Origin of the sequence: Fibrella aquatica (assembly GCF_041321135.1) — a bacterium.
Taxonomy (GTDB): domain Bacteria; phylum Bacteroidota; class Bacteroidia; order Cytophagales; family Spirosomataceae; genus Fibrella; species Fibrella aquatica.
Map to the genome: position 1 here is coordinate 340,904 of NZ_JBGGWF010000005.1, position 25,095 is coordinate 365,998.

Consider the following 25,095-nt stretch of genomic DNA (forward strand, 5'->3'; position numbering starts at 1 on the left):
ACAAATGACAACGAATGACAATTCCTCACGCTACCAATTTAAATCCTTCGCCGTGCACATTTACAAGCTGCACCGAAGGGTCATCTTTCAGGTATTTACGAAGCTTGGTGATGTATACGTCCATGCTGCGGGCGTTGAAATAGGAGTCGTCACCCCACACCACTTTCAGGGCAAAACTACGTCCCAGTGGCTGATTCAGGTTCTGAGCCAGCAACTTAAGCAGCTCCGATTCCTTACTGGTCAGGCGCTGACCGGTGGTTTCATTGTTGCGTAACAATAACTGATGCGGGTAATCGAACCGGAACATACCGATCTGATACATGGTCGTTTCGGGTTGAGTTTCTGCGCCTTGATACCGCCGCAAAATGGCCTGAATCCGCAACAGCAACTCTTCCATATTGAAGGGCTTCGTGATGTAATCATCGGCTCCCAGGCGCAGTCCCTGAATGGTGTCTTCCTGCATGGATTTAGCCGTAAGAAAGATGATGGGTACGTCACGCCCGCCCATGCGAATCTCTTTGGCCAGCGTAAAACCGTCTTTCTTGGGCATCATCACATCCAGAATGCACAGGTCGTACTGACCGGTCATAAACTGCTGCAGGCCCGCGTTGCCATCGGTGGCGCGGTCGGTTGGGTAGCCTTTCAACGTCAGGTATTCCTGCGTAAGCTGGCCAAGATTCGGATCGTCTTCAACAAGGAGAATAGAAGGCATAGGAGGAGAGAAGTCGGTAATAGTCGATAGTCGGCAGTCTGGATAGTCTGTTTTAGTGTTGCTTACGCAAGAGCAAACGTTCTGCGTAAGCAACACTAAAACAGACTGTCAAGACTGCCGACTATCGACTTTTTAGACTCCAACATTAGGTATAACTAGTTGAAATTCACTGCCCTTTGCGGGGGTACTGTTAACGGTAATCTGTCCCTGATGCTCTTCCGCCATTTTCTTTACATAGCTGAGCCCCAGGCCAAAGCCTTTTACGTCGTGGCGATTTCCCGTTGGTACGCGGTAGAAGGTCTCGAAGATTCGGTTCAGTTGTTCCTTCGTCATGCCCAGCCCCTGATCGGCAACGGCAATAGCTACGGCCGGTTTTCCAGTGGGTAAGGTGGTGTTGGAGGTACGTATGCGAATGGTTAAGTGATCGGGCGAGTACTTGATGGCGTTATCGATCAGGTTATAGAGCATATTGGTTAGGTGAACTTCATCGGCTAGTACGACCTCGTCGGTGGCGTCGAACTCCATGTCCAGCTCACCCTGCCGTTGCTCGATCGATAGGCTCATCGTGTTCAGGACCTTTTCTATTACGTCGTGCACGTTCACCGGCGTGAGGGCCAGTTTCACTTCGCCTTTATCGAGAAGCGCCATTTGCAGCACTTTTTCAACGTGTGAACCCAGCCGTTGATTTTCGTCGCGGATGATGCTAACGTACCTGGAGAGCCGCTCGGATAAGCCCGAACCGCCGCTACCCTGAGCCCCGGCACCAACCAGCGCGGGTGCCATACTGGTCGATAACTGATCACGAGCCATCTCAACGGCCAATCCGATGGTCGAGATGGGTGTTTTGAACTCGTGCGTCATGTTGTTGATGAAGTCGTTCTTGATGTCGGCCATTTTTTTCTGGCGCAGAATGGTAGTGATAGCCACGTAGAAACAGCCCATGATCACCAAAATCAGAATGGCCGAGCCAGCCAATGTGGCTGTCATACGGCTCAGAATGAAGGCCCGCTGATCGGGGAAGAACAGGTAGAGATAGTTGCCGGTTTCCAGCATATTGTTGGGAAACAGCGCTGCTTTATACGTCGACTCCTCAACCTGTTGCTGATTTCCGTTTTGAGAAATAACCGGATTATTGCCCAACGGCTTTCCGGTCGACGTGAACAGGAAATTGCCCAGTTGCGGGCTCCGAACGGCATAATCGAACGGAATACTGATGCCCCGCTCGCCCAACGCCTGCCGAAGCAGCGTATCGAGCATAAATCGATTTACCCGTTCGGTCAGCGGTCGATCGGCCATCAGCACGCCCCGGAAAATATCCTTGATCATTTCCGACTGATCGGTAACCGACGTGCCGCTTCCGGGCTGATTGCTCGAACTGGTGGCGGGCACGGAATTAGTAATTACTTGATCCGCCGTTAAGGTTGCTTTTTTCTGCCTCGACTTCAGCGGTTTTGGTAAGCTGGTGGTAGGGCTGTGGGTACGTTGCTGTTCTAGCCTCGACACAGAGTCGGGCACAACCAAGCCCGATGAGGATTGCAACACGTCGTTGATGTGGCTTTGCAATACCTGATCAATCCAACGGCCAAATCGTTCCTGCTGAATGAGTTGAGCTTCCAGATCACCCACCGCAATCAATAAATCCTGCTGCCGGTAAAATTCATCAACAGTTCGTAGTTGTTCTGGAGTGAGCGATCGGTGAATGGGTTGCAGGGCATCCATCTGAATGGTCACTGTGCCGGGCATGCCTTCTTCCAGCGGATAAGCCGATGACGCCGTTGGTTTCTGCTGACGTTGTCGGGGTGGTTGCTCCACCCCGCTGCGAGTGGGAGTCTGGCGTGGCGTTGAATTCTGATTGTTAACTGCCAGGGGGCTGCTTTTGCCAATGGCCTTCAACTGTTGCTGCTGCTGTTGCGCCGCCAATCGCTGCCTGACCTGATACTGAGCCTCCTGCCGCTCCAGGCTGCGCACAACCTCCTGAAGGGCATCGGTTACTTTGTAATCGAACTGTTCTTTCTGTAAATGCAGGGCGTTGCTGATCCAGTAGAGTTGAAACCCTACCAAACCCAACAGCCCAATAGCCATCGAAAGAACAATCCAGCGAATTTGTTTCGTTGACATTAATTTTAAAGGATCGGTGCAACGCGGTGGCGAAGCGGCTCGTCTATACAAAGTACGCGTCTAACCCCGACGCACATATCGACTTAACAACTTTTAACAGGCAACATACTAGTGGCTTATCGTTCTGAGAAAACCACTGAAAACTACGCTAACCATGAAAAAAACAGTGAACATCCTGTGCCAGTTCGCAATAGGTACGTGTCTGGCTGCCACAGCAATGGCCCAAACGCCCGCCTCGACCAAAACCGCTGGCGAAATGCGGCTTAAAGTAGTTGAGCGGAACGGCAACGAACTGCGCGAAATAGAACGTACCTACCGCACCGATGGCATGACCGATGAAAAACGCGATGCTATTGTCAACAAACTGATCGATTCGCTGCGGGCCACGCGCAAAGGCAAAGACAGCCAGATTTCGGTGACCATCGAAGACGAACGCGGCACCGACCGAATTCGCTTCAACAACCGCAACGGCGGGGGGCAGAACGTAGTAGGTGATGTGTTTGTGTCGCCAGACGCACCTGTTCGCGTATATGGCATGCCCACCCCGCGTGCGCCACGGACAGCTACGATTCCCCGCTCGCCCCGCGCCCCCCGGGCACCGCAACCGCCCCGCGCACTCTTCGGTAACGGCGATTTTGAATTTGAAGGAAACTTTACGTTTGATGATGACTCGCTGGGTCGCCGTTCGCGCGTGTTTCGTTTCGATCGCCGTCGTCTCGATTCACTGGCAAACAACATGAAAGAGTTTGGCTACACGTTCGAGCGTGAATTTGCGCCCCTGGCCGATCGGCTCTCGCGGGTGCAGGGCCTGAGCGGGCTCAACGAGCGGCTGGCGCGGCCGTTTGAAAGCTGGTCGCGAAGCAGCGGAGGTTCGCAGGCGTCGACTATTCGTGGGCTGGATGCTTATCCCAGCAATCCCGATAAGTTCATGCTGAATGTTCGGTTCAGTGCCCCCGGCAAAGGTGACGCGCTCATTGTGGTTACTAATCCTAAAGGGAAAGAAGTAGCCCGTCGCGAGTTGAAAGATTTCACCGGTGAGTTTGTCGGTCAGGTTGATTTGGGCCGGAAATCCGAAGGCGTTTTCTTCGTTACTGTCACTCAAAATGAAGACGGTGCCGTACGCCGTGTGGTGTTGAAGAAAGACACTACCTCGAAATAAAGTTTTCTGTTTACAGTTTACTGTCTTCTGTTGCTTCGCTCAGGTACGTTGTTTGACCCAGCGAAGCAACAGAAGACAGCAGACTTCTTGTAACCCTGGCCATGTCTCCGATATGTAGCCGGGGTTTTTGTTGGTAGGTACGTACATATTCATGCGTGTGCCTGACTTAACTTCGTGTCGTCATTTATCGAATCCTGTTCATAACGGCGTATGAAATATACTTTTCTGTTCCTCATTCTCTGGGTTACGGCTTGTGCTCCGCGCTACAAAGGACCCGTAACCGACCATTTCAACGGGAAAAAGTTCGTTAATACGGGACCGGCTGTTGAACGGAAAGGAGGCGTGCTGAAATGGTTATTGAACCGCGACAAAGGTCCCTGGCTTGATGAGCCCAATGCGCAACCGGGCCCTAAACCACGGAATCGCGTTTTTGGAGATAGTCTGGTTGTTACGTTTGTGGGGCACTCGAGCTTTCTGCTTCAGGTCGACGGACTCAATATCCTGACCGATCCGGTTTGGTCGCCCAGGGTTGGGCCAACCAAGTGGCTGGGTATCAAACGTGGTCGTCCGCCGGGCATTCGCTATGAAGAGTTACCGCCCATCGACGCGGTCTTGCTCAGTCACTGCCACTACGATCACCTCGATTTGGGTACGTTAGAGCGGCTGGCGAAAGATTTTAATCCGCCAATGGTTACGCCATTGGGCGTATCGTATCTGCCCAAAAAAGTGGGCGGCAACGCAACCCGCGAAATGGACTGGAATGATAAGCTTGTCTTATCAAATAAACTGACCATCACCTGCACCGAAGCGCGCCATTTCAGCAACCGGGGCATGGGTGATCGCGACCGCACACTGTGGGCCGGTTATCTGTTGCACACCCGGTTTGGTACGATCTATTTCGCCGGTGATACGGGCTACGGCGATCTGTTTCCGAAAATTGCCCGTCAGGCTGAAATCAGCGAAACCGGACCCATCAAATTCGCGATGTTGCCCATTGGTTCATACCGACCTACCTGGTTCATGGCTCCCGTGCATATGTCGCCCATCGACGCGGTAAAAGCGTTCAACGACCTGGGTCAGCCGCAGAGCATCGGTATTCATTTCGGTACCTTCCAGCAGGGCGACGATGGTCTTTTTGAACCGCGCGACGACCTGACGAAGGAACTCCTGAAACAAAAAATTCCCCTCCAGCGGTTCGTTGTACCGACAGAGGGGAAAGCAATGGTGTTTAAATGATTTACAATTGACGAGTTACGATGTACGATTTATTGCTCACGCATGAGCAAATGAAGCGTAAGCAATAAATCGTACATCGTAACTCGTCAATCGTAAATCATTTCGCTTTACCCATGGTCCAGCGAATACCGCCTAGTAAATGTTCTACGAAGAGGGGTTCAACGAAGGCTTCATCGGTGTGGCCCATGCCTGTATAGAATGACCGGCCACCGTCGAATTTGCGGTACCAGGCAATCGGGTGATTATCGCCATTGGCTCCGCCGGTATACGTTTTCTCGTCGAGTTTAGCCAGCACGGTTGGGCCGTCAACAATTTTCTTGTAGCTGTACCATTCATCGAACCGTTTCCAGCGGTCGGGCAGGCCTTTTGTTGAGGGGTGTTTCTTGTCGATGACTTCCACCTCGGCGTTTTGCTGCTTGGGGTGGCTCAGGAAGTAGGCACCGCACAACTGATTGTACCACGGCCAGTTATACTCGGTATCGGCGGCGGCGTGAATGCCAACGTACCCACCGCCTTTCTTGATGTATTTTTCGAAAGCGTCCTGCTGAAGCGTATCGAGCACGTTTCCGGTCGTGCTCAGGAAAATGACCGCTTTGTACTTTTTGAGATTATCGTAGGTGAAAGCAGAGGCATCTTCCGTGGTATCGACCCGGAATTTGTTGTCTTGCCCCATCTTCATCAAGGCTACTTTCCCGGCACCGATCGATGCGTGGCGGTATCCTTTTGTGCGGGAGAAAACCAGTACCGCGTCCTGGGCGTAGGATGAATAAGTAAGGCTGGCAAGCAGCAGAATGGCAAAAAGTTTCATGAGGAAAGTATGGTTTGTATAGCGTTAAAGGCTCAAAATTGCGTAACTTAATGGTGTAGCTATATAGCCTCCGTTTTTACTGAAAGGCAGTTTTTCTTATAATTACCCGGTACAACTTAAAATACAATGACCGTTCGCCCCGCTGTTGTTCTTCTTCGTAATAATGCCGTATTGCTGATGCAGTATCGCTATGGCGATACCGACGTTTTTGCCCTGCCCGGCGGTAACCCCGACCCTGGTGAAGATCTGGAAGCCACCCTCGAACGCGAACTCATGGAAGAATTGGGCGTTGAGATTCAGGTGTTTCAAATGCTATTTTGCGGCGTTGTGACCCGCCCAAACCAGAAAGAAGATGTGCTTCACTGCGTTTTCTTCGGCGAAATCTTCGGCGGTGACCCCACGCTGAATCCGGTGCATACAACGGCTAAAAGCATTGTCTGGAAACCCGTTGATGAGTTGACCGACCTGGCTATGTACCCGAGTGTTGCCACTGCTATTCAGGAGCATCATACTGCTATGCTGCCCACGACGTACCTGGGTTACATCGAGCAGCCATTTTACGGGTGAGGTTTTTTGACAGAGTTTACGCCTGCTTTAAAATAAATTCAGGGCTAATGTCGAGCCGTTCGTAGAGTTTTTTGGCCAAGTCGATAGTAATGCGACGTTTGCCATTCATGAATTCGGAAAACCGGGCCGATGATACGCCCAGAAACGTCGCCATGTCTTTTTGTTTCATTTGGCGTTCAGCCATTTTTATCTGAATCATACCCGGTAATGTCTCCGGCATCCGAATTGGCATTAATGGAATACTGTCTTCATAAGCTTCAATAGCAAGAGCCAACTCGGTAAAGCGAGCTTCCCTTTCTGCATTGCCTTCAAACCCTTCTTCGATCAGTTGGTCAAGGACTTGCAAACCAGCTTTGTGTTGATCCCAGTTTATGATAGTCATGGCTATTTTAAATCTATCGTTGTAACGTCTATTCGGTCATACGCTGCATGAGTACCAATGAACTTTATATATACGGTACGGACAGAAAAAAAGACTAAAGCAACGAGCCTGTATTGATTTCCTTTCAGATTAAAGACATACCTGTTGTTAGAAACATAGTCTACTGAGTTGAACGTGCGTTTTATGTCAGCGAACGTACGCCATTCAGATGAACGAACAGTATGATACCAATCATTTAATGCTGAAGAAGCATCAGGATGGTTTTTACCAAACTCCTTCAACACAGTTTTACTGATGATTACCATTCAAATAACAGGCAATGGGTATAATGGATTTCCAAATGTGAATTATTTTTTCTTAAAGTGAAAGTAATACGGGTATTTATGTAAGTGTAGATTCATTTTGCTTTATCAAACTTCCGCCAATCATGCCTACTGTGCTGGCGATGAGGCCCCAGAGCATGGGCGGGAAAGAAGTATCGAGCCAGAGGCAGAGTAACCAGGTGAGAAAGCCCAGTATGATCGACCATAGGCAGCCCCGGTTGGTAGCGCGTTTCCAATAAATACCGGCCGTAAGCGGCACAAAGAGCGACACGAGACTGAAAGCCGATGACTCGCCCACGAGGTCGAAAATGCTGGTGGTGCGCTGCAACGTCATACCCACGCAAATGACCGAGATCACAACAATGGCCCAGCGAATGGATTTGAGTAACTGACTATCGGTGATATCGGGCCGGAAAAACTTCAGGATGTTTTCGCCAAAAACAGTGGCCGGAGCCAGAACCGCGCCGCTTGACACACTTAAAATAGCGGATGTCAGCGCCCCGAAAAACAGGATTTGCAGCGGAAGACTGCCGTGCCGCATGACCATGTTGGGAATAATCAGTTGACGGCTTTGCTCGTCTGCGCCCGCCAGATCGGGGTGAAGCAGTCGGGCCGCAAGAGCAATAAACAGAGGTAGCGCCGCCACTGATAAATACAAGCCCGACGCCAGGTACGATGCCTGCACCGACACCCGCGCCGATTTGGCCGACATGACCCGCTGAAAAATATCCTGCTGCGGAATACTGCCTAGCCCGATCGTCATCCAGGCGGCCAGGTACGTTGCCCAGCCGCTCAGGCTGGCAGGGGGCAAAAACTGAAAGAAATTGTCGGGCATTTTGGCGGCTACTCCCGAAAGGCCGCCCACCTGCGGATACAGCACAAAAGCCAGTACCAGCAGGGCCAGAATAATGATGAGGTTGTGCAGGAAGTCTGTGATCGAGATGGACCACATGCCGCCCAGCAGCGTGTAAATCATGACAATGGTGGCGCTGGTAATGATACCCCAGGCCATGGGAATACCCATTACCACGTTGAGCACAATGCCGATAGCGATGTACTGAGCGGCAATCCAACTGAAGTAGGAGGGAATCATGATCACCGCGCTGACCAGTTCGGCCGAACGGCCAAAGCGGATGCGGAAGTAATCAGAAAACGTAGTGATGTTTTGCTCGTAAAGCGGCCGGGCGAAGAATGCACCCACCAGAAACAGGCAGAGTGCTGAGCCAAACGGTTCTTCAATGATACTCAGCACGCCCCCTTCTACAAATTTGGCGGGTGCACCCATGATGCTTTCAGAGCCAAACCAGGTGGCAAAGGTGACCGACGTGGCCAGAACAAGCGATAAACCTCGTCCTGCCAGCACAAAATCCTGTGAGGTAGTTACCCGCCGCGCTGCCCACGCTCCAATCGCGATGTTCGACAGCAAGTAGAGCGAGATGCAGGTGATAAGCATATCGGTTAGTACGTCTTCGTCATATCGCCGGGAATAGCCAGAATAAACGTGGCCAATCCTTTCCACTCAGTTTGCGCCCTGGTTATATCCTCGGCCTCAACCGATGAGATGGTCACGATTTTCAGATTTGGTTGCTGTTGACGTAAATACCAGACAATGCCTTCGAAATTCTTCGAGTGGTAATCGCCATTAAAGTGCAATACGGTTCGGCTGGGCTTATCACCTGTAAACTGCCCATTTTCAAGAATAAAACGGGCCATGGTGGCATCTTTGAGGGCTTGTGCCCGGGCAAAGTTTTCTACCTGCGGGCCACCCGCTGTTGAGCCGCCATGAGTGCCCATCATCTCCAACATGCCTTTGTAGCCCGGTAACGTTAAGTCGACGGTTAAAGGTAGTTTGGTCATTTGCGCCTTGCCGGTTGCCGATACTGTATCAAGCGCCGCCAGACCCTGTCGCGATACCAGACTGGCGTAGCGTCTGGGTACGTTGGTAGCCGCAAAAGTTAATTTTTTATCCCGCGCCAGATCGACCAATGGGCGGTAGTCGGTAGTGTAGTTGGGCCACAGCCGGGCCTCTTTGGCAAATTCCTTGTCGGTCGTTTGCCCGCTCACATACCGGGTCAGCGCCTGTTGATTATCGGCTTCGAACATTTCGGCACCAAGTACCAGATTGCGGCCATGAAGGGCCGTTAGATCTTTGGCCAGTTGCAACTCGAACCAGTGGCAGATGGGGTTATTGTGCAGCTCGCCAAAAAGCACTACATCGGCCCCGGCTGCTTCTTTCAGCAGCTTTTCGTAGGATGTTGACTTGCCCGTTTGGGTGTAAAACTGGTAGGCTTGCTTATCGCTGCGAAAGGCAGTTAGCGACACGATGGCGGCGAGTACGATGAATGATCTCATGCCGACGAAGATAGGGAAAATGCGCTTTAACGAAGCAGCATCAGTTGACCCTGCATGGGAGGGAAGCGGGGGTCGAGGCGGATGACGTAGGTGTACACGCCACCGGGAACGTCGGCACCGTTGAGCCGCCCGTCGAAGCCTTCCTGATCAGGGCCAACGGCATGGAAGATGACGGTTCCCCACCGGTTGAAAATAGTGACGTCGATAGCCGGGTAGGCCGCCAGATTGATCAGATTCCAGCGGTCGTTCAGGTTATCGCCGTTAGGGGTGAATGCATTGGGTACGTAGAGTCGGTCAACCACGTCGATTTGGGTGGAGGCAACCGCCGTGCAACCACCCGCGTTGGTAACTAGCAGGGTATAGGTAATGGTGTTTTGAATCGATTCGATCTGAGCTGCGGGCGTTTGTGTATCGGTCAGGAATGTATTGGGCGACCAGATGAACTGGGTTGGATCGCCCGTGATAACTGGCTGAAGTGTCATAGAATTGCCCCGGAAAGTGACCAGCTCAGCAGGCATATCGATCGTTGGAATCGGGTAGACATTCACCGTTTGGCGGGCGATAACGGCACTGCACTCGGGTGCTGGCCGAACAGAATATGTAAGCATGTGCTGACCAATACCGGCGCTGGCTGGCGTGAATAGCCCATCCTGCGTGCCGGGGCCTTCAAAAACACCCCCCGCTGGCGTGCCAACCAATGCCTGTGCCGGTGCAGCGGTGCCACAAAACGGAGGCAGATTATCCAGAATGGGCGTCACAGGTGGAACGGCGCTGAGCGAGAGTGGCGTAGCAATGCCCGTACAGCCGTTGCTATCGATAACCGTAAGGCTGTACGTGCCCGTTGACTGTGTGGTGTAACGGGTGCCGGTTTGTGTAGCAATAGGAACATCATTGTGCGCCCACTGGTAGCTGATGCCGCCATCGGCAATGAGCTCTAACGGATCGATGGGACAAATGCGGTTGAAACCACTGGCTGGTTTCAATGTGGCCAACACAGCAGGGGCCCGAAGGAGTCTGATCTGGTCGCTCAGCACCTGACAACCCAGTATGTTATGCGTTAATAATGCCTGAAAAACGCCCGCTTGTGTGGTCAGTAAGAAATCATCGGCTGCCCCCGGTATAACCTGCCCATCGCGTAGCCATTGGTAGTTCACGTCAGGTACGTTAGACACCTGTAGCGTGGCCGATCCATAGGTAGCGCATAGTTGACCGGTAGAAGTAAGTGTTGGCGTGGTATTCAGCGAATTGATGGTCAGGCTTTGCGTGCTGCCTACCTGCGTACAGGCATTTTTCAGGGAAACCTGAACTGTGTACTCGCCCTGTTCGGTAACGGTCAAATCACTGCTAGTAGCATTGTTCAGGTTAATACCGTTGCGTTGCCACTGATAATTCCAGTTGGGGTTGGCGGTGGCCATCAGGTTGGCCGATTCGCCGGGGCAGAGCGTGGTCTTGGTCGTCGTAACAGGCAATCCCTCGATCTGGACCACCGGATCTGGCGCTTTTGTATCCGGGCATTCGACCACCAATAGCTGAAAATCGCGGCGTACCTCGCCAATCTTCTGCCCATTCCGGTACTCATCAACGCGTACGGCAAACACATACAATCCCACCCGCGAAGCCGTTACGGATAACTGGCCCGTTTGTGAATCGACGCTCAACGCGGGGCTACCGGGAATGGCATTGGTGGCCGAATAACCGGCGGCAAATGATACGCCCGGATACGGGCCAGGGCTGGTTGACTGGTTATTAGCTACCTGATTGAGGGGCGTCGACATACTGTAGCGCAGTTCATCGCCATCGGGGTCGGTAGCACCAAAGGCATACGTAAAGGGTTTATTTACACACACATATTCACCATTGAGGGATGTAAATTCTGGCGACGAATTGTGAATGTATTTGCCGGTAGTGGTCAGCGGAGGAAATTCCAGGTAAAACGTAAAACCAGCCCGGTCTGGGTTGGTTATATTATCGATGCCGCCATTCCGGAAGCGCGTCTGGTACGACATGTAGTATCCGTCGGGGTCGGTATACTGCGCTGGCGATAACTGAATATCGGCCGTAAACGTAGCTCTGATAAAATTCAGATTTCGTTGTGTGGCGCAATACGACTGGGCGTAGATAACCGCCGTGCGCTGGCCCGATTCGTTGGCGTTGAAACTCGTGATACGCACATGATCGCGCTTCCGATAAATGCTGATCGATGCGTTGGTGGTTATAGAGGCGCGGTTGTTGTTTTCAAAGTAATTGGTGACTGTAACCACAAAGTGACCAGGTACATCGCCAACAGCCCGCATGGTAAGCTCCCCACCAACCTGATGGCCTGCCCAACTCAGTACCGGCAATAGTAGTAACGCCAGGAAAAGCTTGTAGAACGATCGAGCCATACGCCAATAAGTCAAATACTCTACTAGATTACTCTAATTATACACCCTTAGCAAACACTTTGTAAGTCAACGGTCTAGCTAATGAGTCATGCCTAATTTATTCGCTTCAATTCATTATACTTGTTTTGCTTGTGAAACGTTGCCCCGGCGCTGCATTCGTTATGTCGTCAGGGCTATAAACGCCACATTCCCCTTCTTACACTTAAGTGTAAGAAGGGGAATGTGGCGTTTGTTGATGAAGGCTGGGTACGTTGCTTATTGACCCGAATCGTCGTCCTGACTCGGCATGTTGCTTTTCTTCCGTTTGCGGGGTTCAAACGTCATTTTGCCAATCCGGTAGTTCAGCGTCAGCTTGATGTTCTGGTTGTAAAGCCGGTTGATGCTTTCCTGTTGCAGCGTAGGCGATGAGAAGGTAGAGGTCATCTGCACGCCGCCCAGGAAGTTTTCGGTCGCTAAACCGATGCTACCCTGCTTGTTGGTGAAATCTTTCCGCACACCCAGCGAATACATGTACATACCGCCTTGCTGCCCCTGTAGCTGTACCCGTGGGCCGCTTACGAAGGTGTTGGCCTGCATGCCCCAGCCTTTGCCGAAGATATACTGTGTCATCAAGCGGCCACCCAGTACAAAGCCCGAGTTCCGCTGTGTGATCGAACGGCCGTCGAGGCCCGTTACCTGACCTTCCATAGTGCGGTAATACACATCCATGCCGCCGTTCAGCGTCCACTTTGAAGTAAGTTGCACGTTGGCGAAAACGTTACTGCCAATGGTTTGCTCAACACCAACGTTGCTGAATGTGGTTACGATACCGCCGGGAATGGAATCGGACGGGAGGCGAATCTGGTTGATGGCGTTAGAACTTTGGCGACCAAATACGCTGGCGTTCAGGTATACTTTTTTGATCGTGGTGCTGAGGCTGAACTCCAGATTATCGGTTAGTTCGGGGCTGAGCAGCGGGTTGCCCACGCTGATGTTTTGCGGGTTGGCAGCGTTCACGTTCGGGTTCAACTGTTGCAGACCCGGCCGTTGAATACGGCGGTTATAGGCGGCTTTCAGCGTCGTGTTCGGGCTTACCGGTTTCGATACGTTTATGCTGGGTACCAGATTACCGTAGGCCGGAATGGCGAGTCGGCTGCCATCGGTTCCAAACGCGTCGATGTTGGTGTGTTCGTAGCGGGCACCTGCTTTTACCGTGTATTTAGAGCGGCTGGCGTAGGTGTATGACAGATAGCCGGCTTCTACTGCCTGCTGGTAGTTAAGCGTGCCGGCAGGGTTATTCAGGTCGGTGACAAACACGTTGCTGTTGCCCGTAGCGGCCAGGTATTCGAACTGGCTATCTACCTGACGAATCGTGGCTTTGGCACCCGTCTCTATCAACTGGCGTTTGCCCAGCGGCATCTGATAGTCGCCCTGAAACACAAACTCCTGGTTTGTATTATCATTCAGGTTTTGCTGACGGCGCAGAATTTCGTTACCGCCGTTCAGGAAGTTGGCGGTGAAGTTGTTGGTCACGTTGGCCCGGCTCACCTGTGCCGAAAAACTCAACTCCTGTTGTGGTTTGTACGTATGCAGAAAATCGAGGCTGGCGTCGATGCTGTTCGATAAATTCTTGATCGACACATCGCGGTTGGTGCTGCTCATGTACAGGTTGTTGAGATACATATCGGTTACCTGATTTTGCTCCTGCACGAAGTTGCGCGTGCCAAACCGTACGCTGGCCGAGATAGACTCGTTGGGCTTCAGGTCATAGTCGCCCCCCAGGGTGTAGGAGCCAAACAGGGGCCGGTCGGTGGCGCTGGCCTGCTGTACGTTGCGCTGCGTGCCCGCGGTTGTCAGCGTAGTTTGGTCGAGAGATGTAGAGGCTCGGTTATACATGGCGCGGCCGTAGCCACCCAGGGTCAGCCCCAGTTTGCCCTGGCGGTACGACCCGTTCAGGCCGAGGTTAGAACCTCGTGTGCCGCCACCAATATCGCCGGTGAGGGTTAGCCCGCGCAGGGTGTTTTTCTTGGTAACAATGTTAATGATACCCGCCGAGCCTTCTGCATCATACTTAGCCGAAGGGCTGGTAATTACTTCTACACTTTTAATGAGGTCGGCCGGTAATTGCTTGAGGGCGTCGGCTACACTGGCGGCTACAATGGTGCTGGGTTTGTTGTTGATGAGTACGCGAATGTTGCTACTTCCCCGCAGACTGACGTTTCCGTCGAGGTCAATCGAGAGCATCGGCACTTTACGCAGAATATCTGAAGCATCGCCACCGCGAGCGGTCAGGTCTTTTTCGGCGTTGTAGACCAGCCGGTCCACTTTTTCTTCAATCATCGCCCGTTGGCCTGTTACGGTTACTTCGCTCAGCAGGCGCACATCGGGAGCCAGAATGACCGTACCCAGATTGAGGTCGGCATTTTTACCCAGTTTCACCGGTGCCGAGTTGCGGGTTTGGTAGCCGATAAACGAGTACTGTAGTTTAAAATCGCCTTCGGGCAAATTCTTCAGCGCGAACTTACCCCGCCCGTCGCTGATAGCCCCATCTACGGGCTTACCGGTGGTGGCATTGATGAGGGCCACTGTTGCATATTCAACAGGTTGACCGCTAACCGAGTCGGTTAGTACGCCGCTTACTTTGCCTGTGCCTTTAGGGGCGGCGGGTTCGTCGGCACCTGGAACAAATTCTTTCTTTTTGCGATCATCCTGCTGGCCTCGCTGGCCGCCGCCCCAGCCGCCCATACCACCACCCATTCCGCCGCCACCGGGAGGGCCAAACTGGGCATTAGATAAAGTGGGGAGCGAAAGGATCCCGAGAAGTATGAGTGAAGGTAAAAAACGGTTCATAGTCAACGTATTATATAATTGATGTCGCAAAGGTTGGTACAGTGTATGACTTACAGAAATGAGTGTAGAGACAAAGTCGGTATGTGTAGATATGCGTACCTCACCCCTGGTCCCTCTCCTGCTGAGAGGGGTGATTTTCTGCGATAAGGGTGCATTGCACCCCTCTCAGCAGGAGAGGGACCAGGGGTGAGGTGCCCATATCTACACATCGCTCCCTTACGTCGGCGGTTCACTGTGTACCGATGTCAAAACCTGTACCTTCCGTCATGAAAATTCTCGAACGCTATCAGGGGTGGCTTCACGCGCTGGGTTGGGCCATTTTTGCCGCCCTGCCATTTCTGACCCTACCGTCGTTTTTCTGGAATCAGCAGGTACTGATTAGTATGGGATCTGCCCAGCTACTGACAGGCTCGGTCATTGCCACCTGCTTTTACTATAACCTTCACCGCCTCACGCCTAATCTGCTGACTACACAGGAGGTAAACCGGTTCGTGCTTACCCTGGTGGGTATGCTGGTGGTGGTTATACTGGTGAAACTGGCTTGTTTTTATGGCATTCCCCCCGGCCCTCATTATTCACCCAGAGGTCGCCGCCGACAGTTCAGCCCGTGGCCCGGCACGGTGAGTGTTTCCCTCTCATTTGGCTTCGCTATGCTGCTGAGTTCGCTTATTGCACTGGGGCGGCACCACAGTCGTTTGCGCGATCAGCAACAACAGATGCGGCTGGGCAAAGTATCGGCCGAACTGGCCATGCTGAAGTTGCAGGTTAGTCCACATTTCCTGTTCAACACGTTAAACAACATTCGTTGGCTGGCGCGAAAAAAGGCCGATCAGACCGAAGAGGTCGTGGTGAAACTATCGCAATTGTTGCGGTACATGCTCTATCAGGCACAGCGCGACCATGTACCGCTAACGCAGGAGATCGAGCATCTTCGCCATTATATCGACTTGCAGCAAATGCGCCTGAACGACCGCCAAACTGTTATTTTCGACGTTGAAGGACCCGTAGAAGGGCTATTGATCGAGCCATTGCTCTTTATCCCTTTCGTTGAAAACGCGTTTAAATACGGCCTGCACGGGCAGGAAGCGAGCCACATACACATTCATATGCAGGTGAGTGAATCCACGTTGTTATTTTCGGTGGTGAATCCCATTTTTGCTACTTCCGGTGCTTCATCCGAAGATTCGGGTATTGGCATTGCTAACGTGAAGCAACGGCTGGCGCTGCATTATCCTGAGCGGCACACGTTGCAATACGGGTCCGAAAACGGACAGTTCAGCGTGCGTATTGCTTTGCTGTTGCCCACAGTTAAAACCAAAGCCCCGGCAGCGCTTGCCTAGCCCAGGCAAGTTGCCCTTCTTACCCGTTTGACCTATGCGCTGCATTGCTATCGACGACGAACCCTTTGCCCTGGAACTGATTGCCGATGATATTCGGAAAATTCCGTTTCTGGAACTGATGGGGCAGTTCAACAACCCGCTCGACGCGTATGATCTGATAAGGCGCGGACAGGTAGACCTTATCTTCCTGGATATTCAGATGCCAACCCTGACGGGTCTGCAGTTTCTGCGTACGCTGACCAACCCGCCTATGGTGGTGCTGACAACGGCCTACGAAGAGTACGCGTTGGACGGCTACACGTTTGATGTGGTTGATTATCTGCTGAAGCCCATTCCCTTCGAGCGATTTCTTAAAGCCGTTTCCAAAGCCTACGACCTATTTCTACTTCGTCAGGCCCGTACTATTCCTGAGCCACAGCCCGTCATCGAGCCGATAGAAACAGCCCCGGCCGACGTGATTGCGCCACCTGAGCAACCCTTCTTTTTCGTGTTCTCGGAGTACCAGGAAATTCGCATTTTCTACGATGACGTGCTGTATATAGAAGGACTGAAAGACTACGTTAAAATCTATACCACTCAGCAGGTACGTCCAATTCTGAGCCGCCTCACGCTGAAAGCGATTGAGGCAAAACTCCCCGAAAAGCACTTTTGCCGGGTGCATAAGTCGTTTATCGTTGCTTTGCCCAAGATCACTGCTTTTCAACGTACCCGGCTGTTTATTGGTAATCAGGAAATTCCGGTGGGAAGTAGCTACGTCGATGAGTTCGAGCGCCAATACGGAGTGCTGTGAGTGGGATATCGGATTTTGGATGTCGGATTTGCTTCGCTTGATACAGTTCTGAACCTAAGCAGAGCAAATCCGACATCCAAAGTCCGATATCCTAGTTGGCCTTTTTAAAGGAACCGCGAATCGTTTTGAAAAGGATAAAAACGCCCGCTACTATCAGGCCGACTAGTAAGCCAATGCCAAATTCTTTCAACGTGGCAGGAATGCCCGGAAGTAGATGGTGCAGGTAAGGAATGTTATGGACGAATATACCACCAGCAACCAGCAGAAGCGCCAATGTACCTACTACAGCCAAAATTCGCACAACGATGGGAAGTGCCTTTACCAGCAGATGACCAATCGTCGACAAAATACCTTTGCTATTCGATCTCTTGATTAATCTGTAACCAGCATCATCCATCCGGACAATCAGCGCTACCAGCCCATATACACCAACCGTTGCCAGAAAAGCCACCGCCGATACCGTCAATATCTGTATTGTGGTTTCTTGATTAATAACCGTGCCCAGGGCAATGATGACAATTTCTACCGAAAGAATGAAGTCAGTCGTTATGGCAGACTTTACCTTTTCTTTTTCCAGATCAGCCGGTGATTTGTCCTGTGTGTTTTCGGCAGCTACGGTTACTGCGTGCGGTGTTTTTTTAATTTTTTCACCGACATAGTGAATTATTTTCTCGGCTCCTTCATAGGCCAGGTAACAACCACCCAGCAAGAGAATGTAGGTGATGGCAACCGGAAAAAATGCGTTTAGTAAGAGGGCAATAGGTACTATGATAAGCTTATTAAGCATTGACCCTTTGGTGATTGACCAGAGTATCGGCAACTCTCGGTCGGCCAGAAAACCCGTTGCCTTTTCGGCGTTTACCGCTAAATCGTCGCCTAATATGCCGGCGGTTTTGCGGGTGGCCACATTCGTTGCCAAAGCAACGTCATCCATTAAAGCAGCTATATCATCTAAGACTGCGAAAAAACCCGATGCCATTTCCTGTTGGTTATTATTCTTCTAGAACGTTCTACTTGCGCAAGGTAGAGATAGACTACGCTTAAATTGGCCTTATCGCAGCTAAAGTCGAAAAAGGGTAATGGTACAACATCAATAAAGCCCGCAAGGTTATGAGTCAAAAAAATAGCCAGCCCCAATGACAGGGCTGGCTTCGTTACGGGTTGGATACGAAATCCGGCTTTACAAATTGCGAACGTCGTTATTGCGGTATGAAGTATTCAAATCTCTCGGATCAAGAAGGTCTACGTCGTTCAGATCCGTCCTTTTCTGTTCTGTTGCGCTACTCGCAGCTGTAGTAGAGTTTAACTCCTCCACATCTACATCGGTCCGACGCACGGTATCGTGAATGGTCTCGTCGTGCTCGTCAACAGTTTTGCCTACGGTTACTTCTTCAATAACACGGGCTTCTTTGGCTACTACGGCCCGTTCTGCGTGTTCTGTTAATTCAATATCACCTTCTTGAAACGCGGTGAAATCGGCGTCGGTTGCGGCGCGATCTACCGGGTTGCGCTGTACAACTACGCGCTCTGAACGTAACCGAACGTTTTCTTCCACGGGGCGCTCAATGATACGGCTACGTACCCGAACACCACCAGTTTCAACACTCTGCTTGCCCACCTGCAGGTTTTCTTCGATAACAGGTACCGAAATTGATTCACTGTCACGAACGGTATCCGATACTCGGTCGGTACTGTCGAGCAAATCTCTTTCGCCAGTGGTATAGCCCGCTACACCACCTGCCAAATCACCGGTTGTCGATGGAACTGCGCTGGTGTATTGACCATATTCCGACGCTTTTTCGTCAATGTCTACGGCGCCAGCCGCATCCAGAATATCGGCGGCTCGCTCGGCCATATCTTCCGATTGGGCGTGTACCGTCACAATCGAACTGCGCTGACCTACGGTTGTGTAACGCCGGTTACGGTCGTCATCGTCAGAGCCAAATAGCGAACTAAAAAATCCGCCAATACCTCCTTCGTTGTCATCGTCGTAATTATCCGCATCGCGGTTATAGTCGCTATTGCGGGTCGATAAATCAATGTCACTACGGTCGAAACCGCTGTTTGCGAGTCCCTCTACGGCGCTCTGTGCCTCACTGGCTCTGTCGAAAATGCCGATTACAGTTTGCATGGTTCAATGGGTTTTGTTGAGTAAAATGAAAAGAAAGAAAATCGGATAAAGCGTTAGTTAGGTACGTTGTCTGTAAGGCCACCTTCTGGGTCTGACCGATTAACGGAAATTGTTTCGTGGCGTATAGTAATGGTCTGTTGATCAACGGCTTGTTCCTGCCGCCGGGTGATTCTGACTTCCTCTACCAGCACCAGCCGGATACTTGTTACTACCTCTTCCCGAACCACCGGTAGAATCAGCGTGTCGCCTTCCTGCCGCGAGAGAGGCACCTCATCGATTACCCGATTAATGGCAACCCGCTCTACGTCTACAACCTCGTGGGTTACAGGTACGTCGATCGTTTGCGTCTCTTCATGAACCTGTTTGCTTACACGAACACGCCCTGTTTCAACCCACTCGGTATGTACCTGCAACTGTTCATCGATTATCGGAATAACGATCTCCGATGATGCTATGTACAGGTTGCTGTCTTGCTCCAGGGGTAGAGCTAAAGACGTTGAATTGGGCGTGTTTGGAAACATTGACTAGTAATTCGATAGAGTTAATGTGAATAACGACGAATACCTACGATGGTTATTAAAAATGAGGAGAGGCGGGCTGGTACTTCCGCCTTACAGATGACAAATAATTGATATATTGACAGTTAAGGATCACATTAATTTTTTGTGAACGGCCGTTCCTTGTCAATCGCTGTCAGCATTGAGCATTCACCAGTCCAGTAAACTATATTTGGTCTTGCCAGATTACTTTAGTCGGCTTTACCCGGACGTAGGACCTCCCCAACTTTCCTCACTATGCCTTATTACGGTTATTTCAATGGAACAATTGAGCCTGTCGATCAGATTGGCATAGGCGTCACTGACCTTGGCTTATTGCGAGGCTACGGGCTGTTCGACTATTTTCTGACTTATGGCGGAAAGCCTTTTCAGTGGAATTTGTACTGGGCCCGCTTCCAGCGATCGGCCGAGCGCATGAATCTGCCGTTGCCATTAACGCAAGAGCAGACGTACCCAATCCTGATGGATATGCTGGCGCGGTCAGGTCAGCCTGACGTAGCGTTTCGGTTTGTCATGACGGGTGGCTACGCGCCAGACAGCATCAGCATCGTCACGCCGAACTTGCTCATCTTGTCGGAACCCATTCACCCTACGCCTGATTGGCAGTATGAGCGGGGTATCCGGGTTATTCTGGACGATTACGTGCGTGAAAACGCTGAGATAAAGACCACTGATTACAAGCGGGTGATGTTGCTGAACAGTGCAATTCGGGAAGCGGGCGCGCAGGATGTGCTGTACCACAAAAACGGCGAAATCAGCGAGTTGAGCCGGAGCAATATCTTTCTGGTCATGGGTAACCGGCTGGTAACCCCTAACCGGAATATCCTCCACGGCATTACCCGGCATACGATCCTCGACCTTGCCAAAGCCGATTTTGAGATCGAAGAACGCCCGGTATTACTTTCTGAAGTGTACGAAGCTGAGGAGGTGTTTACGACGAGCACCAATAAAAAAGTCCTCCCAATCGTCCATGTCGGCGATAAGCAAATCGGTAATGGTCTGGTCGGCCCTGTATCGAAGCAATTACTGGCCCGCTTTTTAGCGTTTACAGGCTTGTAGTCGTTTTGTAGTGCAAAGTGCTGAGTCTGGATAATCGCATCCGTTTGAAAGACACGACTATCTAGACTCAGCACTTTGCACTAAGCACTATGAAGCGACTATTAAGGAATAATCCAGGTTCCCTGTGCGCGCATCACCTGCTCGATCACATCGCGAACGGCACCGTGCCCCCCGGTTTTGGGAGAGATGTAATCACAAACGGTCTGAATTTCGTCGACAGCATCGGCGGGGCAAGTGCTTAGCAGGTCGGGGCGGCTTAGAATATGATAGTCGGGCAGGTCGTCGCCCATGTACAGAATCTCCGATTCAACCAGACTGTCGCGCTTCACGAAGCCCAGATAAACGTCGAGTTTATGGTTGGTTGGCCCGCCCATGAAAACATCTTTAATGCCCAGAAAGGCCAGCCGTTTCCGCACCCCGTCCTGATTACCTGCCGACAAAATGGCCACCTGATACCCCGACTTAATGGCCCGTTCAATGGCGTAGCCATCCTTAATGTTGAATGTCCGGTACATTTCGCCGGAAGCCAGCGCGTTGACACTGCCGTCGGTCATCACGCCGTCGACGTCGAAAATAAAGGTCTTGATCTGTTTGAAACGGTCTGTCATGGTGGCAAAGGTAGTTTAAGGTTTAATGTCCAAGGTTCAAAGTCTAAAGTCTAATGTTCAAAGTTTAAAGTCGCCTCGCTCTTCCACCATACACAATCAGGCGTAGCAACTTTAGACTTTGAACCTTGGACTTTAGACTTTGAACATTGAACTACCTTTACACCATGAATCCTACTCAACTGCCCGAGGCGTTTCGTTTGCAAATGCAACAGCAACTCGGCGCTGAATTTCCTGCTTTTGAAACGGCGCTAAGTACGTTGCCACCCGTTAGCATCCGCCTGAACCCGCGTAAGCCTGCATTTGATGTAGCTGATAATGTACCTGTTCCGTGGTGTGAGGGGGCTTACTACTTACCCGAACGGCCCGTTTTTACACTCGATCCGCTATTTCAGGCGGGGGCTTACTATGTGCAGGAGGCTTCATCGATGTTGCTGGCCGAAGCCGTGCGGCAAACGATTGGGCAACGAAAACCCTACGCCGGTCAGCCGCCTGTTCGGGCGCTCGATCTGTGTGCCGCTCCGGGTGGAAAAAGTACATTGCTGGCCTCAGTACTGCCCGATCTGAGCCTGTTGGTTTGTAATGAAGTCATCCGCACGCGTATACCCATTCTGCGCGAGAACATGGATAAATGGGGGTATTCCAACGTTGTCGTCAGCCACCATGACCCTGAGGCTTTTACGCCTTTGTCGGGCTACTTTGATCTGGTAATGGTCGACGCCCCTTGTTCGGGCGAAGGGCTGTTTCGGAAAGACCCGGCGGCGGTAAATGAATGGTCGCCCGATCACGTGCAGATGTGTTCATTACGGCAAAAGCGCATCATGACGGCGGCGGCTCCGCTGGTAGCCGATGGCGGCTGGCTTATCTACAGTACCTGTACCTACAACGACGCCGAGAATCTGGAGATGGTCCGGTTTCTGAGCGAAAACGGCTTCTCGAATCGTCCGCTCGATTTACCCGAAGTCTGGGGCGTTGAGACCAAAACAGTTGGCGATGCGGTGGGCTATCAGTGCTATCCGCACCGGGTACGTGGCGAAGGATTTTTCATCAGTGTGTTTCGTCGCAAAGCATCGGCCACCGCGCCGGTTACCCGAAATCGGGGTTTTAGGTCGGCAAAACCGGTACACCGGAAGCAGCTGGGTACGTTGCGCCCTTTCCTGAAAAACCCGGATGCGTTTTCGTACTGGGAAAAGCCCAACGGCGACGTCATTGCCGTACCACTAGTGCTTGAAAAAGATCTGGTATTGATTGATACGGTGCTGCACAACAAAGGCTTTGGCCTTGACCTGGGTGTTTTCAAAGGCACCGATTTTATGCCGGCCCACGCGTTGGCACTCAGCACCGAACTGGCCGACGGACTACCCGGCGTTGAACTAACCCTCGACGAGGCGTTACGCTATTTCAAGAAAGAAAACCTGGTATTGCCCGACGTACCCAGAGGCTGGCTACTAGCCCGTTACAAAGGTCTACCGCTGGGCTGGATGAAAGGCGTCGGCTCGCGCATCAATAACTACCTCCCCAAAGACTGGCGCATCCGCATGGATATTCCTGAATTTTGATTAGTGTTAGTTCATAGCTTTTCGGCCTTTTTTTGTCATCCCGAAGAATGAGGGATCGTGGCGTTCGTCCAGATAGCGCTTGGCACTATTAACAGGATCGCCACGATCCCTCATTCTTCGGGATGACAAAACATCTTCGTACACTTGTACTTCCTAAACCTTCATTACATGAAACGGATTTTACTAGTGTTGACCGGCGTAATCGCCTTATTAGCTGTTGGGTACGTTGCTGGTCCCCGGCCACAATTTGCGCCATCCATGACCGAAAATGCTTCATTACCTGCCGACTTTGCTTCTCTGGAGCGCACCATTGCAGATTCTGAAAAACAGGCAGGGTTGAAACCGGACAATGAGGCACGCATTGTCTGGGCTGATAGCACCCGGAAGGCCAAAACGCCCTTCAGCATGGTCTACATTCCCGGTTTCGGCGCGAGCTGGGCAGAAGGCGACCCTGTTCATAAAAAGTTGGCGGCCCATTTTGGCTGTAATCTATATCTGGCGAGGCCAGAAGAACACGGTCTTACCTCGCCTGACGCTTTGAAAGGATTGACGCCCGAAAACTACAAAGCATCGGCCGAGCGGGCGCTGGCCATTGGCAAAGCGATTGGTGATCGGGTCATTGTTATAGGTACGTCGGCGGGCGGTATGCTAACCTTATATCTGGCCGAGCGCCATCCCGAAATTGCGGGTCTGGTGCTGTATTCCCCCTGCATTGCCGTGGCAAATCCAGCGCTGAAACTGGCGACTAAGCCCTGGGGTGTGCAGATCATGAAACAGGTGATGGATGGCGAGCACGTCAAGATCACACATTACAAACCCGACCGCGCAAACTATTGGCTAACTCAGTATCACATTAACGGTCTGGTTACGCTACAAACTATGCTAGACGAATACATGACGCCAACCGAGTTTGCGAAGGTGAAGCAGCCGCTGTTTTTGGGCTACTATTATAAAGACGAGGACAATCAGGACAAGGTTGTGTCGGTAGCGGCCATGCTTGAGATGTATGATCAGTTGGGTACGTTGCCAACCCAAAAACAGAAAGCAGCTTTCCCGAACGCGGGCGAACACGTCATCGCATCGCATTTTACGTCGGGCGATCTGGATGGCGTTTATCAGGCTACCGAACAATTCTTGGTTAAAACGCTAAAACTGACGCCTGTGTCAGGTACGTTGGCAGCTAAATAAGTTGGTATAGTTTAGCGATACAAAGGCGCAATTCGCCCTGAACAGGGTGAATTGCGTTACTTTTGCGCACACTGAATGAATCATGCAGACAGTATAATAGGCAGGCCACGGAGTTTGTTAGGCATTTCATCAGTCATTCTATGTATTCATTTCTTATTCTAACTTATGGCTTACGGACTCCTTAACGGAAAGCGCGGCATCATTTCGGGTGCCCTCGACGAAAAATCAATCGCCTGGAAAGTGGCTCTGAAAGCCCACGAAGAAGGAGCCACGTTTGTGCTCACCAACGCGCCAATTGCCATGCGGATGGGGGCCATTAAGGAACTAGCCCAGCACTGCAACGCCGAAATCATTCCCGCCGACGCTACCTCGACCGAAGATCTGGAGAATCTGTTTACGAAATCTGGGGAAATTCTGGGCGGTAAAGCCGATTTCGTGCTGCACAGCATCGGTATGAGTCCCAACATTCGTAAAGGTCGGGCCTATACCGATCTGAACTACGAGTGGTTCAAGCAAAGCATCGACATCTCGGCGCTGTCGCTCCACCGGATGTTGCAGACCGCCTACAAGCAGGATGCCATCAGCGAGTGGGGTTCAGTGGTTGCCCTAACCTACATGGCCGCTCAGCGGACGTTCCCGTTCTATACCGATATGGCCGAAGCGAAATCGATGCTCGAATCGATTGCCCGTAGTTTTGGTTACCACTATGGCAAATACCGTAAAGTGCGCGTGAACACCGTGTCGCAATCGCCCACCGTCACCACCGCCGGTTCAGGCATTGGCGGCTTCGATAAATTCTACGATTTCGCCGACAAAATGGCGCCGCTAGGCAACGCCTCCGCCGATCAGTGCGCCGACTATTGCCTCACGCTTTTCTCTGACCTGACCCGCATGGTGACCATGCAAAACCTCTTCCACGACGGCGGCTTCGTCAACACCGGCGTTTCAATGGAAGTGATGGAAGGAATGGGTGAACTGTGATAATGAATAATGGCT

At 51.6% G+C, this 25,095-nt stretch carries 22 protein-coding genes; 9 read left to right on the forward strand and 13 right to left on the reverse strand.

What is annotated here, in order from left to right; translation table 11 throughout:
* Nucleotides 1-25: 25 nt before the first annotated feature.
* Both ACAW87_RS14925 and ACAW87_RS14930 read right to left on the reverse strand, forming a co-directional pair.
* The gene (locus ACAW87_RS14925) at nucleotides 26-712 is read right to left on the reverse strand and encodes a response regulator transcription factor (protein WP_370724244.1); all 687 of its coding nucleotides are present in this window, start codon (nucleotides 710-712) and stop codon (nucleotides 26-28) included.
* A 132-nt stretch (nucleotides 713-844) separates the two neighbouring features.
* Nucleotides 845-2,830 carry a sensor histidine kinase gene (locus ACAW87_RS14930; RefSeq protein WP_370724246.1) on the reverse strand — a complete coding sequence of 662 codons (1,986 nt, stop codon included), beginning with the start codon at nucleotides 2,828-2,830 and terminating at the stop codon, nucleotides 845-847.
* A 154-nt stretch (nucleotides 2,831-2,984) separates the two neighbouring features.
* Here ACAW87_RS14930 and ACAW87_RS14935 point away from each other — a divergent pair, with 154 nt between their 5' ends.
* Together ACAW87_RS14935 and ACAW87_RS14940 are read left to right on the forward strand one after the other, a co-directional pair.
* Nucleotides 2,985-3,989, forward strand: coding sequence for a T9SS type A sorting domain-containing protein (locus ACAW87_RS14935; protein ID WP_370724247.1), 1,005 nt, complete (start codon nucleotides 2,985-2,987; stop codon nucleotides 3,987-3,989).
* 210 nt (nucleotides 3,990-4,199) lie between these two features.
* On the forward strand, nucleotides 4,200-5,225 hold the full coding sequence (locus ACAW87_RS14940; protein WP_370724249.1) for an MBL fold metallo-hydrolase: 1,026 nt from the start codon (nucleotides 4,200-4,202) through the stop codon (nucleotides 5,223-5,225).
* 97 nt (nucleotides 5,226-5,322) lie between these two features.
* On the opposite strand, the gene ACAW87_RS14945 is transcribed toward ACAW87_RS14940, so the two are convergent.
* Nucleotides 5,323-6,033, reverse strand: a complete 711-nt coding sequence (locus ACAW87_RS14945) for a ThuA domain-containing protein (RefSeq protein WP_370724250.1) — start codon at nucleotides 6,031-6,033, stop codon at nucleotides 5,323-5,325.
* Nucleotides 6,034-6,159: 126 nt separating this feature from the next.
* Between ACAW87_RS14945 and ACAW87_RS14950 the strand changes: the two genes are divergently transcribed.
* Entirely contained in the window at nucleotides 6,160-6,600 is a 441-nt protein-coding gene (locus ACAW87_RS14950) for an NUDIX hydrolase (RefSeq protein ID WP_370724252.1), read from the forward strand.
* Nucleotides 6,601-6,616: 16 nt separating this feature from the next.
* On the opposite strand, the gene ACAW87_RS14955 is transcribed toward ACAW87_RS14950, so the two are convergent.
* From ACAW87_RS14955 to ACAW87_RS14980, 6 genes are all read right to left on the reverse strand, one after another.
* Nucleotides 6,617-6,982, reverse strand: coding sequence for a helix-turn-helix domain-containing protein (locus ACAW87_RS14955; protein ID WP_370724253.1), 366 nt, complete (start codon nucleotides 6,980-6,982; stop codon nucleotides 6,617-6,619).
* 2 nt (nucleotides 6,983-6,984) lie between these two features.
* Nucleotides 6,985-7,287 carry a type II toxin-antitoxin system HigB family toxin gene (locus tag ACAW87_RS14960; RefSeq protein ID WP_370724255.1) on the reverse strand — a complete coding sequence of 101 codons (303 nt, stop codon included), beginning with the start codon at nucleotides 7,285-7,287 and terminating at the stop codon, nucleotides 6,985-6,987.
* A 76-nt stretch (nucleotides 7,288-7,363) separates the two neighbouring features.
* Complete coding sequence (locus tag ACAW87_RS14965; protein ID WP_370724257.1) at nucleotides 7,364-8,758, reverse strand: high affinity choline transporter 1; 1,395 nt, start codon at nucleotides 8,756-8,758, stop codon at nucleotides 7,364-7,366.
* Between the two features lie 5 nt (nucleotides 8,759-8,763).
* Nucleotides 8,764-9,657 (reverse strand): ChaN family lipoprotein, encoded by an 894-nt coding sequence (locus ACAW87_RS14970; RefSeq protein ID WP_370724259.1) that lies wholly within the window; start codon nucleotides 9,655-9,657, stop codon nucleotides 8,764-8,766.
* Nucleotides 9,658-9,683: 26 nt separating this feature from the next.
* Nucleotides 9,684-12,041 (reverse strand): T9SS type B sorting domain-containing protein, encoded by a 2,358-nt coding sequence (locus ACAW87_RS14975; RefSeq protein WP_370724261.1) that lies wholly within the window; start codon nucleotides 12,039-12,041, stop codon nucleotides 9,684-9,686.
* Nucleotides 12,042-12,296: 255 nt separating this feature from the next.
* Nucleotides 12,297-14,870 (reverse strand): TonB-dependent receptor, encoded by a 2,574-nt coding sequence (locus ACAW87_RS14980; RefSeq protein ID WP_370724262.1) that lies wholly within the window; start codon nucleotides 14,868-14,870, stop codon nucleotides 12,297-12,299.
* A gap of 266 nt (nucleotides 14,871-15,136) precedes the next feature.
* Between ACAW87_RS14980 and ACAW87_RS14985 the strand changes: the two genes are divergently transcribed.
* Both ACAW87_RS14985 and ACAW87_RS14990 read left to right on the forward strand, forming a co-directional pair.
* Complete coding sequence (locus ACAW87_RS14985; RefSeq protein ID WP_370724264.1) at nucleotides 15,137-16,210, forward strand: sensor histidine kinase; 1,074 nt, start codon at nucleotides 15,137-15,139, stop codon at nucleotides 16,208-16,210.
* 34 nt (nucleotides 16,211-16,244) lie between these two features.
* Nucleotides 16,245-17,000, forward strand: a complete 756-nt coding sequence (locus ACAW87_RS14990; RefSeq protein WP_370724266.1) for a LytR/AlgR family response regulator transcription factor — start codon at nucleotides 16,245-16,247, stop codon at nucleotides 16,998-17,000.
* A 91-nt stretch (nucleotides 17,001-17,091) separates the two neighbouring features.
* Here the strand turns inward: ACAW87_RS14990 and ACAW87_RS14995 are convergent, their stop codons facing one another.
* The 3 genes from ACAW87_RS14995 to ACAW87_RS15005 all read right to left on the reverse strand — a co-directional run bounded on the left by ACAW87_RS14995 (nucleotide 17,092) and on the right by ACAW87_RS15005 (nucleotide 19,652).
* The gene (locus tag ACAW87_RS14995; protein WP_370724267.1) at nucleotides 17,092-17,979 is read right to left on the reverse strand and encodes a DUF808 domain-containing protein; all 888 of its coding nucleotides are present in this window, start codon (nucleotides 17,977-17,979) and stop codon (nucleotides 17,092-17,094) included.
* Nucleotides 17,980-18,180: 201 nt separating this feature from the next.
* Complete coding sequence (locus tag ACAW87_RS15000; RefSeq protein WP_370724269.1) at nucleotides 18,181-19,131, reverse strand: DUF2382 domain-containing protein; 951 nt, start codon at nucleotides 19,129-19,131, stop codon at nucleotides 18,181-18,183.
* Between the two features lie 53 nt (nucleotides 19,132-19,184).
* Nucleotides 19,185-19,652 carry a YsnF/AvaK domain-containing protein gene (locus ACAW87_RS15005; protein ID WP_370724270.1) on the reverse strand — a complete coding sequence of 156 codons (468 nt, stop codon included), beginning with the start codon at nucleotides 19,650-19,652 and terminating at the stop codon, nucleotides 19,185-19,187.
* A 273-nt stretch (nucleotides 19,653-19,925) separates the two neighbouring features.
* Here ACAW87_RS15005 and ACAW87_RS15010 point away from each other — a divergent pair, with 273 nt between their 5' ends.
* Nucleotides 19,926-20,747 carry an aminotransferase class IV gene (locus ACAW87_RS15010; RefSeq protein WP_370724272.1) on the forward strand — a complete coding sequence of 274 codons (822 nt, stop codon included), beginning with the start codon at nucleotides 19,926-19,928 and terminating at the stop codon, nucleotides 20,745-20,747.
* Nucleotides 20,748-20,848: 101 nt separating this feature from the next.
* Here ACAW87_RS15010 and ACAW87_RS15015 read toward each other — a convergent pair whose 3' ends face one another.
* Nucleotides 20,849-21,355, reverse strand: a complete 507-nt coding sequence (locus ACAW87_RS15015) for a KdsC family phosphatase (protein ID WP_370724274.1) — start codon at nucleotides 21,353-21,355, stop codon at nucleotides 20,849-20,851.
* Between the two features lie 164 nt (nucleotides 21,356-21,519).
* On the opposite strand from ACAW87_RS15015, the gene ACAW87_RS15020 reads away from it, so the two are divergent.
* The 3 genes from ACAW87_RS15020 to ACAW87_RS15030 all read left to right on the forward strand — a co-directional run bounded on the left by ACAW87_RS15020 (nucleotide 21,520) and on the right by ACAW87_RS15030 (nucleotide 25,080).
* Nucleotides 21,520-22,911, forward strand: a complete 1,392-nt coding sequence (locus ACAW87_RS15020) for a methyltransferase RsmF C-terminal domain-like protein (protein ID WP_370724275.1) — start codon at nucleotides 21,520-21,522, stop codon at nucleotides 22,909-22,911.
* A 168-nt stretch (nucleotides 22,912-23,079) separates the two neighbouring features.
* Nucleotides 23,080-24,099, forward strand: coding sequence for an alpha/beta hydrolase (locus ACAW87_RS15025; protein ID WP_370724277.1), 1,020 nt, complete (start codon nucleotides 23,080-23,082; stop codon nucleotides 24,097-24,099).
* A gap of 165 nt (nucleotides 24,100-24,264) precedes the next feature.
* On the forward strand, nucleotides 24,265-25,080 hold the full coding sequence (locus ACAW87_RS15030; protein ID WP_370724278.1) for an enoyl-ACP reductase FabI: 816 nt from the start codon (nucleotides 24,265-24,267) through the stop codon (nucleotides 25,078-25,080).
* Nucleotides 25,081-25,095 lie beyond the last annotated feature (15 nt).